Source organism: Siphonobacter sp. SORGH_AS_1065, assembly GCF_030818595.1.
In the GTDB taxonomy this organism is placed as follows: Bacteria; Bacteroidota; Bacteroidia; order Cytophagales; family Spirosomataceae; genus Siphonobacter.
Map to the genome: position 1 here is coordinate 2,585,411 of NZ_JAUTAM010000004.1, position 14,109 is coordinate 2,599,519.

General features: G+C 45.8%; 13 protein-coding genes. 10 read left to right on the forward strand and 3 right to left on the reverse strand.

The window, feature by feature from the left end; all coding sequences use genetic code 11:
• The first annotated feature begins 313 nt into the window (after positions 1–313).
• Positions 314–1,381, forward strand: a complete 1,068-nt coding sequence (locus QE390_RS11415; protein WP_307142231.1) for a plastocyanin/azurin family copper-binding protein — start codon at positions 314–316, stop codon at positions 1,379–1,381.
• Between the two features lie 2 nt (positions 1,382–1,383).
• Positions 1,384–2,874 (forward strand): hypothetical protein, encoded by a 1,491-nt coding sequence (locus QE390_RS11420; RefSeq protein WP_307142232.1) that lies wholly within the window; start codon positions 1,384–1,386, stop codon positions 2,872–2,874.
• A gap of 417 nt (positions 2,875–3,291) precedes the next feature.
• Here QE390_RS11420 and QE390_RS11425 read toward each other — a convergent pair whose 3' ends face one another.
• Both QE390_RS11425 and QE390_RS11430 read right to left on the reverse strand, forming a co-directional pair.
• Positions 3,292–3,708, reverse strand: coding sequence for a biopolymer transporter ExbD (locus QE390_RS11425; RefSeq protein ID WP_106638003.1), 417 nt, complete (start codon positions 3,706–3,708; stop codon positions 3,292–3,294).
• Between the two features lie 83 nt (positions 3,709–3,791).
• Entirely contained in the window at positions 3,792–4,484 is a 693-nt protein-coding gene (locus QE390_RS11430) for a MotA/TolQ/ExbB proton channel family protein (RefSeq protein WP_307142233.1), read from the reverse strand.
• Between QE390_RS11430 and QE390_RS11435 the strand changes: the two genes are divergently transcribed.
• From QE390_RS11435 to QE390_RS11455, 5 genes are all read left to right on the forward strand, one after another.
• Positions 4,483–4,731: a hypothetical protein gene (locus QE390_RS11435; RefSeq protein WP_307142234.1), complete on the forward strand. Its 249-nt coding sequence runs from the start codon at positions 4,483–4,485 to the stop codon at positions 4,729–4,731. The two genes, QE390_RS11430 and QE390_RS11435, sit on opposite strands and share 2 nt — an antisense overlap.
• A 13-nt stretch (positions 4,732–4,744) precedes the next feature.
• Complete coding sequence (locus QE390_RS11440) at positions 4,745–5,539, forward strand: hypothetical protein (RefSeq protein WP_307142235.1); 795 nt, start codon at positions 4,745–4,747, stop codon at positions 5,537–5,539.
• 105 nt (positions 5,540–5,644) lie between these two features.
• Positions 5,645–8,440 carry a pitrilysin family protein gene (locus QE390_RS11445; RefSeq protein ID WP_307142236.1) on the forward strand — a complete coding sequence of 932 codons (2,796 nt, stop codon included), beginning with the start codon at positions 5,645–5,647 and terminating at the stop codon, positions 8,438–8,440.
• A 338-nt stretch (positions 8,441–8,778) separates the two neighbouring features.
• Entirely contained in the window at positions 8,779–10,059 is a 1,281-nt protein-coding gene (locus QE390_RS11450) for an MFS transporter (RefSeq protein ID WP_307143547.1), read from the forward strand.
• A 154-nt stretch (positions 10,060–10,213) separates the two neighbouring features.
• Positions 10,214–10,861 carry a GDSL-type esterase/lipase family protein gene (locus QE390_RS11455; protein WP_106638007.1) on the forward strand — a complete coding sequence of 216 codons (648 nt, stop codon included), beginning with the start codon at positions 10,214–10,216 and terminating at the stop codon, positions 10,859–10,861.
• On the opposite strand, the gene QE390_RS11460 is transcribed toward QE390_RS11455, so the two are convergent.
• A complete protein-coding gene (locus tag QE390_RS11460) occupies positions 10,847–10,996 on the reverse strand; it encodes a hypothetical protein (protein WP_307142237.1) in 150 nt (49 codons plus the stop codon). The two genes, QE390_RS11455 and QE390_RS11460, sit on opposite strands and share 15 nt — an antisense overlap.
• Here QE390_RS11460 and QE390_RS11465 point away from each other — a divergent pair.
• From QE390_RS11465 to QE390_RS11475, 3 genes are all read left to right on the forward strand, one after another.
• Positions 10,995–11,951, forward strand: coding sequence for a D-2-hydroxyacid dehydrogenase (locus QE390_RS11465; RefSeq protein WP_307142238.1), 957 nt, complete (start codon positions 10,995–10,997; stop codon positions 11,949–11,951). The genes QE390_RS11460 and QE390_RS11465 overlap by 2 nt on opposite strands.
• 442 nt (positions 11,952–12,393) lie before the next feature.
• Complete coding sequence (locus QE390_RS11470) at positions 12,394–12,744, forward strand: BlaI/MecI/CopY family transcriptional regulator (protein ID WP_307142239.1); 351 nt, start codon at positions 12,394–12,396, stop codon at positions 12,742–12,744.
• A gap of 1 nt (position 12,745) precedes the next feature.
• The gene (locus tag QE390_RS11475) at positions 12,746–14,086 is read left to right on the forward strand and encodes a M56 family metallopeptidase (protein WP_307142240.1); all 1,341 of its coding nucleotides are present in this window, start codon (positions 12,746–12,748) and stop codon (positions 14,084–14,086) included.
• The last annotated feature ends 23 nt before the right edge of the window (positions 14,087–14,109 follow it).

Genomic DNA, 14,109 nt, shown 5'->3' on the forward strand with positions numbered 1-14,109 from the left:
TCAAAATTGATAAATTCTGGTGGAATACTCAACGAACTAGCCTGATTCTTCGGGGATTGCCTGCTAAAAATCGGTCTATACCCTGAAAGTAAGTAGAGTAATGAAGAAAAAAATATAAGTTAGCGGGAATGGAAATAAGCCCTCAGGGTTTCAGAAAGAAGATTCTGGTTCCTTTCTTGCACAGATTTAACGTGAAGATGGCCTACTTGGTCGATTTTCTCGGTGTAGAAAATAATTACCGTGAAATTTTGTAAAAGGCTGGTCTGAGCAAGCCAGCCGGATTTAATAAAGCTCTGATTTACTCAGAAATTCGATGCCTCTAAAACGTATTCAACTAATACTCGTGCTGTTGTGTACAGCGTCACTGGCGTGGGCTCAGTCGGACACTACCATTGTTATCAAAGCCATTGCAGGTCTACAGTACGACCCACCCCGAATTCAGGTTAGCCCTAATACCCAGGTTACGCTTATTCTGGAGAATTATGACGACATGGCCCATAACCTGGTTATTACCAAAGCCGGCATGCGGAAAACCGTGGTAGAACAGGCTCTGAAGGTCCCTTCCGAAAAAAATTACGTCCCCGAAACGCCAATGGTTATTGCCGCAACCAAAATTGTTGCTCCGGGTAACTCCGAAAAAATAACCTTTACGGTAGGCGAGGGCGTGTATTCCTACGTTTGCACCTATCCGGGTCACGGCTTTGTAATGTACGGAGCTTTATATGCCCGAGACGCGAAATTGCCGCCGCTTGAACTAGACCCGCACGTGGCTCAAATCGTGAAAGACAAAGTGGCTGGACAGCAGGTAGGGCCGCATGCTTTTCCGCTGGAGTATCCTCTGTTATACCGAACCTGGGTTTCTGGAGCCAGTCCGGCGGCTATTGTCGTGAGTTTCGACGGGAATAGTTCTTACTGCTGGGACGCCGGGCAGTGTCGTTTGCGGTATGCCTGGACAGGAGGTTTTGTGGACAACTCCGAGCAGTGGTATTCAAAAGGGGATAAGTTTACAAAGATCATAGGAGATGTCTACTGGAAAGAAGATTCGCTGAATTACCCCATCCGGGTAGGCACGCCCGAACACATTCCCGTAGTGAAATTTCTGGGGTATAAGTTGAAAGACCGATTGCCCACATTCCGATACCTCGTCGACGGCATTGAAATTCACGAAACCCTACGTGTATTACCCGGCGAAATAGGCATTACTCGTGATTTTCTGGTGATCAAAAATCCTGCTCAAAAGAAGATCTATTATAAAACCGGAACCTACCAGCAAACGACGTATCAGCCGAAATTTTTGAAAGCAGATCCTTCCAGTCGGGAAGTTTATGTCCTGAACCCCGGCAGTGCCAAATTTTCTGTTACTATTAAACCCAATTCTTAATCATGCGGAACCTCATTACTCTCGCCATTAGTCTGGGTTTGGTAACGAAAGCGATGGCTCAGGATCATAGTCATCACATGAGCAGCCCGTCTGCTCTGGGCGATACCGTTTACGTGGCTGAAAATATTGCACTCCCAGTAGGATTAAAAGGAGAGGTCGGAGCGATTGATTTTTTACCTGACGGTCGTTTAGTCGCTACTTTTCACCGGGGCGAGTTATATTTTTATAACCCCAAAACAAAAGAGTGGAAACTCTTTGCTGAAGGCATTCACGATGCCCTGGGTTTGATGGCCATTTCTTCCAAAGAAATACTGGTATTACAACGAGCCGAATTAACCCGAATCCGGGATACGGATGGCGATGGGAAAGCCGATGATTTCAGCACGATAACGGACGATTTCGGTATTTCGGGTAATTACCATGAATTCAACTTTGGTCCGGTGAAGGATAAAGAAGGCAACCTTTACATTGCCCTGAATACGGCTTCCAACGGAGCGGGTATTCGGCCCGAAGTGCGGGGCGAGTATAACCCCCTCGGTCGTCCCGGTCGGATGTATTCCTGCGTGCCCTATCGCGGTTGGGTAATGAAGCTGACCAAGGATGGAAAGTTACACCCTTACGCTTTAGGGTTCCGTTCGCCGAATACTCTGGCGTTTGACGCGGCGGGCCGCTTACTAGTCAATGATAATCAGGGCGATTGGCTGGGTACGAGCAAAATGTACGTAGTGAAGCCCGGCAAATTCTATGGACATCCCTCTAGTCTGGTCTGGAAGAAGGACTTTCCCAAAATCGATCCTTTGACTTTACCAGCTAAAACGCTGGACTCTATGCGAACCCGGGAATCAGTGGCTTTTCCGCATGGATATGTTGCCAATTCTGTCACACAACCCATTGTTGACCGGACAAAGGGAAAATTTGGACCTTTCATCAACCAGACTTTCGTCGGTGATATGGATCATCGTTACCTGATGCGGGTCTTGCTTGAAGAAGTAGGCGGCGAAACGCAGGGAGCCTGTCTTCCGGTACATATTCAGGGAATGCGAGTAGGTAATAACCGTTTTGCTTTTGCTCCCGACGGTAGTTTGTGGGTAGGGCAGACCGATCGTGGCTGGGTTGGTAGTGAAGGCATTCAGCGGATTCACTGGAATGGCAAAACGCCGCTGGATATTATGGATTTCAAGCTTACAAAAACGGGTTTTGACCTGACGTTTACCAAACCCATAGATGCAAAAACAGCGACAGAAATAAGTCAGTATGCGGTGAAGCGTTTCTATTACGAATACCACCGGGAATATGGTTCCAAGAAATTTGACGAAAAACCCGTAGTAGTGAAGCAGGTGAAACAATCGGCTGACGGAAAGAAGATTTCGTTAGAACTGGAAGACTTACAACCCGGCTTTATTTACGAATTCCGACTGGGCAACTTAAAAGCCAAATCGGGCGAATCCCTACTGAGTCGTTGGGTTTGTTATACGTTAAATCATTTGAAATAGGGGTTATTTTGTCTGTTCTATCGAACTTAATGGGACTTTTTTGTAAAAGTATCTTAAACAAAAACCCCAGCGGGGTTAAATTATGAATAGCCCTGGATGGAATCCGGGGAAGTAACGTATAAAGTAAAAATAGATACGAAGTAGAAATCTTATGCCAGTCGCTAATGGGTGTCCCCGGATGGAATCCGGGGAAGTAACGTACAAAGGAAAAATGGATACGAAGTAGAAATCTCACGCCAGTCGCTAATGGATGTCCCCGGATTCCATCCGGGGCTATTCGTATTGAACCCCTCCGGGGTTATCTATTTCGTAAAAGTATCGTATACCACAACCCCAGCGGAGTTAAATTAAAGGGGAAGCAACAAAAACACCCCGACAGGTTAACCTGTCGGGGTGTTTTTGTTTAAAATCTATGACTTACTTCGAGCTAGTCGCGGCGGGTTTTGCGGAGGTTGCTAAGACGAGTTTAGCTCCTACTTTAGCCGTAACGTCGGCTACGTCGACCAGATCCTGAACGGAGCTGGTTTTTTCGATGCGAACTAACACAACGGGAGCTTCCTGCCCTTCGGTGCGGCTTTGTAACGCACTCTCCAGTTCAGCCAACCCAACGACCTGGCCTTCCACATTATACTGCTGATCCGGCATTACCGACAGGTTAATGACTTGTGATGGGGTCGAAGGGGCCGTAGATGATTGCGGTAACAACATCTGCATCGCCGAAGGACTCGCCAGCGTCGCAATCATCAGGAAGAAAATCAGTAAGAAAAATAGAATATCCGACAGCGAAGCAGCCTCAATATGCCCCTTATGCCGGTTACGACGTTGTATTTTCATGAGAGTATGTTTAGAGTTTTGGGTTTTGAGTTTAGCGTTGCGAGTTCTTTTACTCCAAACGCTAAACCCCAAACGCTAAACTCTTATGCTGAAACCGGTTGGTAAAGAACGTCCAGGAATTGGTTCGTGGCGGCCTGGAGACGAGCTACGGCCCGGTCTACCATACCGTTCAGGATCGTCAGCAGAATGTAGGCCAAAATACCAACGGCCAGACCCGAAGCCGACGTAATCATTTTCTCATAAATACCCCCTGAAATCGTACCGATGCTCAGGTTATTGGAAACGGAAATATCGTGGAAAGCCCGGATCATCCCGGCTACGGTTCCGAGGAAGCCGAACATGGGAGCAATCGCGGCAACCGTACCTAACAAGCCCAGGTTCTTTTCCATGTAAGAAAGCTCAAGTTGAGCCGTGTTACCCATGGCCTGCTCAATTTGTGGAATAGGCGTTCCAATACGGGACAGGCCTTTTTCCAGCACGCGGGAAACCGCTGAACTATCATTCCGGCAAAGCTGACGAGCTGCATTCAGGTTACCTGACTGCACAAGTCCCCAGAAGCTGGCCTCGAAGGATGCCCCCAGAGCCGTTGATTTTTTAAGGTACAGCCAGCGTTCTACGAAAAGATAAATCGTGAGAAAAAGCAATACCGCAATGGGAATCATAATCCAGCCACCGGCGGCAAGCAGATCAAGAAGGCTAATCGATTTTTCGGCACCCGCCGCTACAGGAGTAGCAGCAGTCGAATCAGGAGTCACGGAAAGAGTCTGTAGCAGCATGCGTACGGAAATCAAATTGGTAGGTTATCAGTTCTTTATTAATACGAAAACAGGTACTTATTCCTTGTATGAACTTGGACTGCAACGCGAAAATACTTTTCTAAAAGCCATTCAGATACGCAATCAGGAAAAACTTTCGCGTTATTGCTCCAGCTACCTAACGGAACCTACGCGATTTAGTTTTGAATTGGATTTAATTTGTACGGAGAAGTCTATGAAAATGAGTACCCCACCTAAACCTTACTAATTAGTTGAAAGCAATGAAGCGAATACAACCGCTTATGGTATTAATGCTTTTTATGATATTAATGGTTGCCTGTACTCAGCCAGGCGACCAGTTTATGAAAAGCTGGAAAACAACGGATGTAGACATTGAAACTGTATCCGGCTTACCTCCCGATACGGCAGATGGTTTTCCTCCCGAATCTTATCTGAATTTTTATCCCGGCGGGCGGGTCGTCTGTTATACCCGTAGTGGTCATTACCGAATGTTTGACTGGGAGATCTCTGCCGACGAACAGACCATTTACCTCAAGCGGCAGGCTCTTTCTTTACCTAACTTACAGCTAAAGATCTATACACTCTTCCCGAATTACTGGTCGGCGAAATTACCGGGTCTGGATAGTGTCCGGCTTTTCAAGTACACCACCGTTTTCACGCATGAAGATCACGATTTACTCGACCCGAAAAGCAATACCTGGCGACTCCGGCCCGATCATCGATTGTCAGATGCCGAGCTGAAGGCTAAAGTGGGTCAGCATATTCAGTACGCGGCTCATTACTTCGACATTGTCGTTAAGCGGGAGCAGGGGTACTTCGAGCCACGGTTTATCAATCTTCCCGTCCGGTTTTATCGTGGAGCCGTTGGTATTCAGAAATTTGCAGGCACAAAATTGCTCTGGCGGCAGATGTTTTATGACGATCAGGAGGCCATTAAAGCTCTGCGTTATTACGAGGCGGCGTTTAGAAGCTTACGTTCCATGCCGCCTGAAAAAGATATGCTGAAAGGCCTGCGTCGTTCGTTCAGCAAAATGGCGGAGACATTCAATGAGTAATACCGCTCATCAGATTACTTTTTCCGCTTACTAATTCTCATTAGCATTCTTACCTAAAACTTTCCTTTATTGCATCGCTTAGCAAACTAATAACTTATACTTTACATGAGAGTTCGCTCCAGTTTATTCATCGGAATGATGATGGTAGCCATAAATACGGTGGCTCAAAACCTAAATCAGCCCATTCCGTTTGACCCACAAACTAAAGTAGGAAAACTACCCAACGGACTGACGTATTACATCCGTAAAAATGCCGAACCGAAAAATCGGGCCCATTTGATGCTGGCGGTAAAAGTCGGCTCTATTCAGGAAGAAGATCCGGAAAATGGTCTGGCTCACTTCACCGAGCACATGGCCTTTAACGGAACCAAGAGTTTTCCTAAAAATGAATTGGTGAGCTTCCTGCAATCCAATGGCATTAAATTCGGAGACGATCTGAATGCATTCACCAGTTTTGAACAAACGGTTTACTTTCTGCCCGTTCCAACGGATTCCATGAAGGTTTTCCTGCGGGCTTTTGATATTCTGGAAGACTGGTCGCACGATCTGACCATGGACGAAACAGAAATCAATAAAGAACGTGGTGTTATTCTGGAAGAGCTTCGCGGTGGAAAAGGTGCCCAGCAACGCATGCGGGATGCTTACTTTCCCGTGATTATGAACGGCTCGAAATGGGGTCAGCGGAACGTAATCGGAACGGAAGATATTCTGAAAAACTTCAAACCTGAAACCATTCGTAACTTCTATAAAACCTGGTATCAGCCCCAAAACCAGGCCATTATTGCGGTAGGTGATTTTGACGTAGCTCAGGTAGAAAAAATCATTCAGGAAAAATTTGGAGCCATTCCGGCTGTTACCAATCCTAAGCCCGTAGGCGTATTCCCCATTCCTGATAACAAAGACACGAAAGTGGCTATTGTAACGGATAAGGAACAACCTTATACCATTGTTCAGATCCTGACGCGTTTACCCGAGCTGAAGGAGAAAACCTTTGCTGATACCCGCGAGAAAATCAAACGGACTCTGTTTAATCAGATGTTGAATAACCGTTTGCAGGAATTAACGAAAAAGGCTGATCCTCCATTCCAATACGGATTCAGCTCAACGAGTAGCTTCCTGGGTAACTACGATTCGTACGTAAGCGGCGTTGTGGCGAAAACGGGTGGCATTGAAAAAGGCCTGAAAGCCGTTCTGGACGAAAATGCACGCGTAGCTAAGTTTGGGTTCACGGCAACGGAGCTGGAACGGGCCAAACAAAACCTGATGACGTCTACGGAAAAACGTCTGAAGGAAAAGGATAAAACCAAGTCTGAAGCCTTCGCGATGGAGTACATGAACGACTTCATCAATGACGTGCCTTCCATGGGAACCGAGCGTTATGCTGCTTTCGTGAAAGAAGAGTTACCCGGTATCAAACTCGAGGAAATCAATGCCTTACCCAAAGAATTGATTTCGAAAGAAAACCGGGCGGTCATTGTAATGGCTCCAGAGAAAGACAAAGCCACTTTACCCAAAGAATCTCAACTGCTGGAATGGATTGATAATGCCGGACAAAACGTAACGGCCTACGTGGATGAAGTGGTGTCGAAACCCTTGCTGGCGAGTGAACCTAAAGCTGGTAAAGTAACGGCTGAAAAACAGATTGCTGAAATCGGGGTAACCGAACTGACGCTTTCGAATGGGGTGAAAGTGGTACTGAAACCGACGGATTTCAAAAATGATGAAATCCTGTTCCGGTCGTACAGTTTTGGGGGGACTTCGCTGTATCCTCTAGCCGAAAACCTGGATGCCGATCAGTCCAATGTGATTGCGGCTCAGGGTGGCTTGGCTGATTTTTCTGCTATTCAGCTTAGAAAATACCTGACGGGGAAAGTCGCTAACGTCTCGACGTATGTAGGTGAAACCATGGAAGGAATGTCGGGCTCGTTCTCTCCTAAAGACGCAGAAACAGCTTTACAGCTAATCTACGCCAACATTACTGCTCCCCGTAAAGATCCTGAAGTGATCAAGGGATACCTGGCTAACCTGAAAGATGAGTTACAGCAAAGCTTTGATACGCCCGATCCACAGGCGGTTTTCAGAGATACACTTTCGGCGGCTCTGAGCAGTTACAACCCCCGTCGGATGCCCATGAAGCCCTCCGACGTAGATAAAATCAATGTTGATAAGGCGTTCAACATCTACAAGGAACGCTTCGCTAATGCGGCTGACTTTACGTATTTCTTCGTAGGAAATTTCAAAGTAGAAGAGCTGAAGCCTTTGCTGGAAAAATACCTGGGCAGTTTGCCATCGACGGGTAAGAAGGAATCTTACAAAGATCTGAATATTCATCCTCTGAAAGGAAAAGTAACCAAGACGGTATATCGGGGTATTGACGATAAATCAGCCGCTCGTCTGGTCTATTCGGGTGACTTTGTGTATACGCCTGAGAACGTAACCAACCTGAGTGCCATCGAGGAAATTCTGAATATCAAACTGATTGAAGAAATCCGCGAGAAGGAAAGCGGGGTGTATTACATCGGGTCTCAGGCAAGTGCGGAGAAGTTACCCAAACCTCGCTACACGTTGTTAGTGGCTTACGGAACGAACCCCAGCCGCGTAGATGAGTTAGGTGTCAAAACGATTGCCTTACTGGATGGGTTGAAGAAAAATGGCCCTTCACAGACGGACGTGGATAAATTTAAAATTGAAACCAAACGTCAGTTGGAAGTACAATTGAAGGAAAACCGTTACTGGCTGGGAGAATTACTTTCCAGCTACGAAAACGGCGAAGATCCCCGCGACATCCTGAAAGAAATGAGTCTGGTTGATAAGGTAACGGTAGCCTCCGTAAAAGCACTGGCCGCCAAAGTTTTCGGCCCCAACCTGATTCAGGTGAAGCTCATGCCAGAGAAGAAGTAGGCGTGTTGGATTGTATTGGAGAGGGTTTGAAGGTTAGATTCAAAGTTTGATTGTGTTTGAAGTTAGAGAGTTATTCTAAAACGTTAGACATCATCAAACGATTCAACTTCCTCAAATTGATTATCAAACCTTTCAAACGGGCCGCTAAAGAGCCGGGTAGTCGGAAAATTCCGATTATTCGGCTCTTTATTTTTGGGGGAATGAGGGTAAAACCGAGCCGGGAACGTCTATTCCGCATAGACCGGGTTATTTCTAAGCCCCAATACCTCTTTACGTACCCAACTGCTATGAATATTAATCCTCCGCAGGTAGGCCAATCACTGTCAACTCCAACGAAAATGGGCACTTATCGCTGGACTGTGGTTATGTTACTTTTCTTTGCCACGACGATCAATTACGTTGATCGTCAGATTATTGGCCTGCTTAAACCTACCCTGGAAAAAGAATTCAGCTGGACCGAATCAGATTATAGTCGTATCGTAACCTTCTTCTCGGCGGCCTATGCCATCGGGTTATTACTCTTTGGGCGTATCGTTGATAAAGTCGGTACCAAGATGGGGTATACCATTTCCATCATTTTCTGGAGCATAGCGGCTATGTTACACGCTATTGTAAGCAGTACCATGGGTTTCATTACCGTTCGGGTGTTATTAGGTTTAGGCGAAGCGGGCAACTTCCCTACGGCTATTAAGTCCGTTGCCGAATGGTTTCCTAAAAAAGAAAGAGCTTTAGCTACGGGTATTTTCAATTCAGGAGCTAATATCGGAGCCGTTGTAGCTCCCATTATGGTTCCCTGGATTCTTGGGGTGTATGGCTGGGAGGCTGCTTTTATCATTACCGGAGCCATCGGCTTTATCTGGCTTATTTTCTGGTTGGTGATGTATGAAATTCCCGCTAAGAAAAAGAACATGGACCCTGCTGAGTACGCTCACATTCACAGTGACAGCGACTTAGCCGCGGCCACAGCCGAGGTAGAGGGTGGTTCGGTTTCCTGGGGCCGTCTGATTGGTATCAAGCAAACCTGGGCGTTCATTTTTGGCAAAATGCTGACTGACCCCATCTGGTGGTTCTTCCTGTTCTGGTTACCTTCCTATTTCGCTGAGCGTTTCCAGTTGGACTTAAAGAAACCTAGTTTACCGCTAATCATCGTTTACACGGCGACAACTATTGGTAGTATCGGTGGCGGTTATCTGTCGGGTTATTTCATCAAACGCGGGATGCCCGTCTTCAAAGCCCGTAAAATGGCGATGCTGATTTTTGCTCTGGCCGTTGTTCCCATCATCAGTGCCAAGTACATTAATGACATCTGGATTGCCGTTGCTCTTATTGGCTTGGCCGCTGCCGCTCACCAGGCCTGGAGTGCCAACATCTTCACCACGGCTTCCGATATGTTCCCCAAACGTGCCGTAAGTTCGGTCGTGGGCATGGGCGGCATGGCCGGCTCTATTGGCGGTATGCTGTTCCCAATTCTCATTGGCTCTATTCTTGATTCCTATAAAGCTCAGGGGAATATCGTTGCTGGTTATAACCTGGTATTCATCATCTGTGGCTTTGCGTATCTGCTGGCCTGGGGTGCCATGCACATCTTCGCCCCAAAAATGGAAGAAGTAAAACTTTGAGTTTCGGAGAATTTCAGACTTTATTTGAAGACGAATGGATTTCCATTCGTCTTTATTTTTAAAATGGGTTGAGGTTTGCAGGACCCCTGTAACACTCCTGCCCGGATTTCGTTATACATTTGACTACTACCTCAAACCCATTAACTATTGTGAGATGAAAGTAACCCTTCTTTATGCCTTCGTACTATTATTTACTTTTTCCAGCTATGCTCAGAATAAGTATGAAGGAGAAATTAAAGCATTCGAAGAGCAGGACAAAACCAATCCTCCCGTAAAAGATCCCATTCTCTTTGTGGGCAGCTCGTCCTTACGTTTATGGTCAGATATCAAAGAAGCTTTTCCCGATAAACCCGTACTCAATCGGGGATTCGGAGGTTCTACCTTAACTGACGTTTCGTATTACTATAAACGCCTTATTCCCGTCTATAAGCCCAAACAAATTGTTATTTATTGCGGAGAAAACGACATTGCTGGCGGCAAATCGGCGAAAGATGCCTATATGGAATTTTTTAAGCTATATGCCAAAATCCGCAAGGATATGCCTCAGGTTCCGGTGCTTTTCATCTCTGCTAAACCCGCTCCTTCACGTTGGGCTAAAAGAGCTGAAATGCAGGAATTCAACCGTCTGGTTAGTTCATTTCTGGATGGTGAGGAAGATGCTGATTATCTGGATGTATGGCCTGTAATGCTAAACGCCGACCTTCGTCCAGAACCGACTTTATACAAATCAGACAGCCTGCACATGACGCCCGAAGGGTATCGTCGCTGGGCTGAAGTAATCAAACCCTTATTGGTGGATTAAATCATTGAAGAATACATCGAGAGAGACGCGATTCATCGCGTCTTTTTTGCTAAGATTAATGCCATTGAAATTTTGACGGCGAAGGAGACGTGATCCATCGACGTCTTTACCATTGAAAACCGTAGCTAAACGCATGAAAATCGTATTACTCGACGGGTACACACTTAATCCCGGCGATCTGAACTGGGCACCCTTGCAGGAAATCGGTGATTTCACGGTATATGACCGCGTGAAACCGGACGAAATTGTAGAAAAAGCGAAAGAGGCCGACATCCTCTTAACTAATAAATCGAAGTTAACGGCGGAAATTCTGGAGCAGCTACCCAACGTCAAATACATTGGTGTAACGGCTACAGGCTATAACATTGTAGATACGGAAGCCGCTCGCAAACGGAATATTCCAGTTACCAATGTCAGTGAGTACAGCTCACGAGCGGTGGCTCAGCATACCTTTTCGTTGATACTTCATTTCACCAATGACGTAGCTCGACTGAATGAATCGGTTCGGCAGAAACAGTGGGCGAAAAGTCCCGATTTTTGTTACTCGTTTAGTCCTCTAACGGAGCTTTCCGGCAAAACATTAGGTCTGATTGGCTTTGGAAGTATTGCGAAGGAAGTGGCTAAAATTGCTCATGCCTTTGGAATGCGGGTCATTGCTCATCGTCGCAGCGAAAAGCCCGCGACCGGTTTTGAATTCGTTGAAATATTGCCTTTAGAAACGGTTTTCCGGGAAAGTGACGTGGTATCGTTGCATTGTCCGCTTACCGAAGAAACGAAAGGAATTATTAATGCCGAACGATTGGGCTGGATGAAACCTACGTCTTACCTCATTAATACAGGAAGAGGTCCTTTGATTGTCGAGCAGGACTTAGCTGATGCGTTGAATCAGGGAGTAATCGCCGGAGCAGGACTAGATGTTCTTTCGGTAGAACCGCCTTCGCTGGATAATCCTTTACCCGAAGCTAAAAACTGTGTGATTACCCCGCACGTAGCCTGGTTGGCCTTTGAGGCTCGGCGGAGATTGTTGCAAATGACGGCGGATAATATCAAAGCTTTTCTGAACGGAACGCCAATTAATGTAGTGAATTAGATACGTTGCGGACCACGCTGGCAGCGGCTATCAGAGTAACAGGTTATAAACACTTCTTTGGATGGATAAGCCATTCCCCAAAGCCTTTAATGTATTAGTTAAGACTGCCGCTGCCAGCTTTTTTCGCTGGTAGCAAAACGTTATAAGGTTAACAAAATCCATATATTATCGAATACTGCCAGCGAAAAAGCTGGCCGGGCCACGCTGGCAGCGACTATTCTAGTAATAGGCTAGAAACACTTCTTTGGATTAATAATCCATTCGCTCAAAAGCTAATAGCAAAACGTTGGGAAGTGAACAGCTGCACGTATTTGAATTAAATGCTGCCGTTGGCTGTGCTATCAATAAGGTATGAATGCCTCCTAAGTTTGATAATCCGTTCCCTAAAAGTCTTTAGTTTATTATTTATTACGTAGATTTCCGAAAAATTCGGATGCAACTGATGATGGAAAAATTAACTCCGGCAGAAGATGCCGCTATGCTAACGCTCTGGCGATTAGAGCGAGGTACCTTAGGAGTAATCTTGGAAGCCATGCCAGAGCCTAAACCGCATTATAATACATTGGCTTCGACTTTTAAAAACCTGGAAAAGAAAGGGTATGTGAAGTTTCGTCGGTATGGCAATGTGTATGAATATTATCCTGCTGTGGAACGGGAAGCTATGGCGGGGCAGGTAGTAAAAGATTACTTTGATGATTCGTACAAGAATCTGGTAACCCACTTTGCCAAAGAACAGAAAATCTCGGCAGACGAGCTGCGGGAGATTTTATCCATGATTGAAAAAGGCCAATAAGATGGAAATCCTGATTTATCTGATACAGGCGAGTTTGAGTCTGGCGGGTTTTGCGGGCTTGTACGCTTTACTTCTGCAAAAGGAAACCTATTACCGCTGGAATCGCTGTTTTTTCTGGCTTGCCGGATTAGCCTCGCTGATTATTCCGGCCTGGAACGAGTGGTTATCGCAAAGGAACACGATCCAGCAGGTAACGACGTATGTACCTGATCTGAGTTTCCAGTACAAAGCTCTTCAGCAAACGCAGTCTCAGTATCCCTCCCTTGAAGGGCTGATTCTGAGTATTTGGGGAGTGGGAGTAGTAATAATGATGATTCGATTCATCCGGCAACTTGTCAGCGTTTATCACTTGTATCAATCTTCTCAACGCTCAGTCGTTGAAAAGCAGGTGATCTGGGTGCCCTTACAAGAGACCGCTCCCTTTTCCTTTTTCCGCTGGATTTTCATGAATCCTGCTCAGTTCAATTCCCATGAGTTAAAAGAAGTGTTGTTGCACGAACAGGTTCACGCCCAACAGGGACATTCTTGGGACGTGATTATGGGAGAATTCCTTCGAATCATCTTCTGGTTTAATCCGCTGATCAATTGGTGGGTGAAAATCATTCGTCAGAATCTGGAATATCTGGCGGATAATGGCGTATTAACGAGCGGACTAAATGCTCGCCATTATCAATATCATTTACTCCGCCAAAGTGGACTGGCCGTCCCCGTTCGAACGCATTTCAACGTTTCAGAACTTAAAAATCGAATCCGTCAGATTAATACGCCCTCCTCGGCTCCCTGGAAAAGTATCAAGTTTTTATTGATCTTTCCTTTACTAGCCTTCTGGGGTATGGCCTTTACCCCGCGTCGGGTATTAGAAAAAATCACGATTCATACCAGCGTCGCTAAATCCTTAAAGTTAGCTGAAAAACCCACTCAGGATGAGCCAATTCTGCTTCAGAAAAAAACAGTTGTTGAAGCTAAATCTAACCCAAAACGGCAGGTAAGAGTGCATCCTGAAAAAAGTAAGACAACGGAATATTACCTGGACGATGAAAAAGTAACCCAAAAAGAAGTTGAGAAAGTAAACGCAGATCAGATAAAGTCGGTAGAAGTGGTAAAAGCCAATTCAGGCGATGAAAACGCGACCAGTCAAGTAAAAATCTCTCTACTAAAGACAGATACTCAGGTCAAAACCCCGATGTATATCGTGGATGGAAAAGAAGCAACCGATGTAAGTAACATTGAGCCGAATACGATTAAAGAAGTTCACGTGCTGAAAGACGCATCGGCTATGGAAAAGTACGGGAGTAAAGCGAAAGACGGAGTGATCTTAATCTTTACCAAAAATAAAAACTAATCCATAAGGCCTTTACTCAAGGC

What these genes read in the sequence shown, in the direction of transcription:
- QE390_RS11415 (WP_307142231.1), top strand. Translation starts at nt 314, where the DNA reads ATGCCTCTAAAACGTATTCAACTAATACTCGTGCTGTTGTGTACAGCG.
- QE390_RS11420 (WP_307142232.1), top strand. Translation starts at nt 1,384, where the DNA reads ATGCGGAACCTCATTACTCTCGCCATTAGTCTGGGTTTGGTAACGAAA.
- QE390_RS11425 (WP_106638003.1), bottom strand. Translation starts at nt 3,708, where the DNA reads ATGAAAATACAACGTCGTAACCGGCATAAGGGGCATATTGAGGCTGCT.
- QE390_RS11435 (WP_307142234.1), top strand. Translation starts at nt 4,483, where the DNA reads ATGCGTACGGAAATCAAATTGGTAGGTTATCAGTTCTTTATTAATACG.
- QE390_RS11430 (WP_307142233.1), bottom strand. Translation starts at nt 4,484, where the DNA reads ATGCTGCTACAGACTCTTTCCGTGACTCCTGATTCGACTGCTGCTACT.
- QE390_RS11440 (WP_307142235.1), top strand. Translation starts at nt 4,745, where the DNA reads ATGAAGCGAATACAACCGCTTATGGTATTAATGCTTTTTATGATATTA.
- QE390_RS11445 (WP_307142236.1), top strand. Translation starts at nt 5,645, where the DNA reads ATGAGAGTTCGCTCCAGTTTATTCATCGGAATGATGATGGTAGCCATA.
- QE390_RS11450 (WP_307143547.1), top strand. Translation starts at nt 8,779, where the DNA reads ATGGGCACTTATCGCTGGACTGTGGTTATGTTACTTTTCTTTGCCACG.
- QE390_RS11455 (WP_106638007.1), top strand. Translation starts at nt 10,214, where the DNA reads ATGAAAGTAACCCTTCTTTATGCCTTCGTACTATTATTTACTTTTTCC.
- QE390_RS11465 (WP_307142238.1), top strand. Translation starts at nt 10,995, where the DNA reads ATGAAAATCGTATTACTCGACGGGTACACACTTAATCCCGGCGATCTG.
- QE390_RS11460 (WP_307142237.1), bottom strand. Translation starts at nt 10,996, where the DNA reads ATGCGTTTAGCTACGGTTTTCAATGGTAAAGACGTCGATGGATCACGT.
- QE390_RS11470 (WP_307142239.1), top strand. Translation starts at nt 12,394, where the DNA reads ATGATGGAAAAATTAACTCCGGCAGAAGATGCCGCTATGCTAACGCTC.
- QE390_RS11475 (WP_307142240.1), top strand. Translation starts at nt 12,746, where the DNA reads ATGGAAATCCTGATTTATCTGATACAGGCGAGTTTGAGTCTGGCGGGT.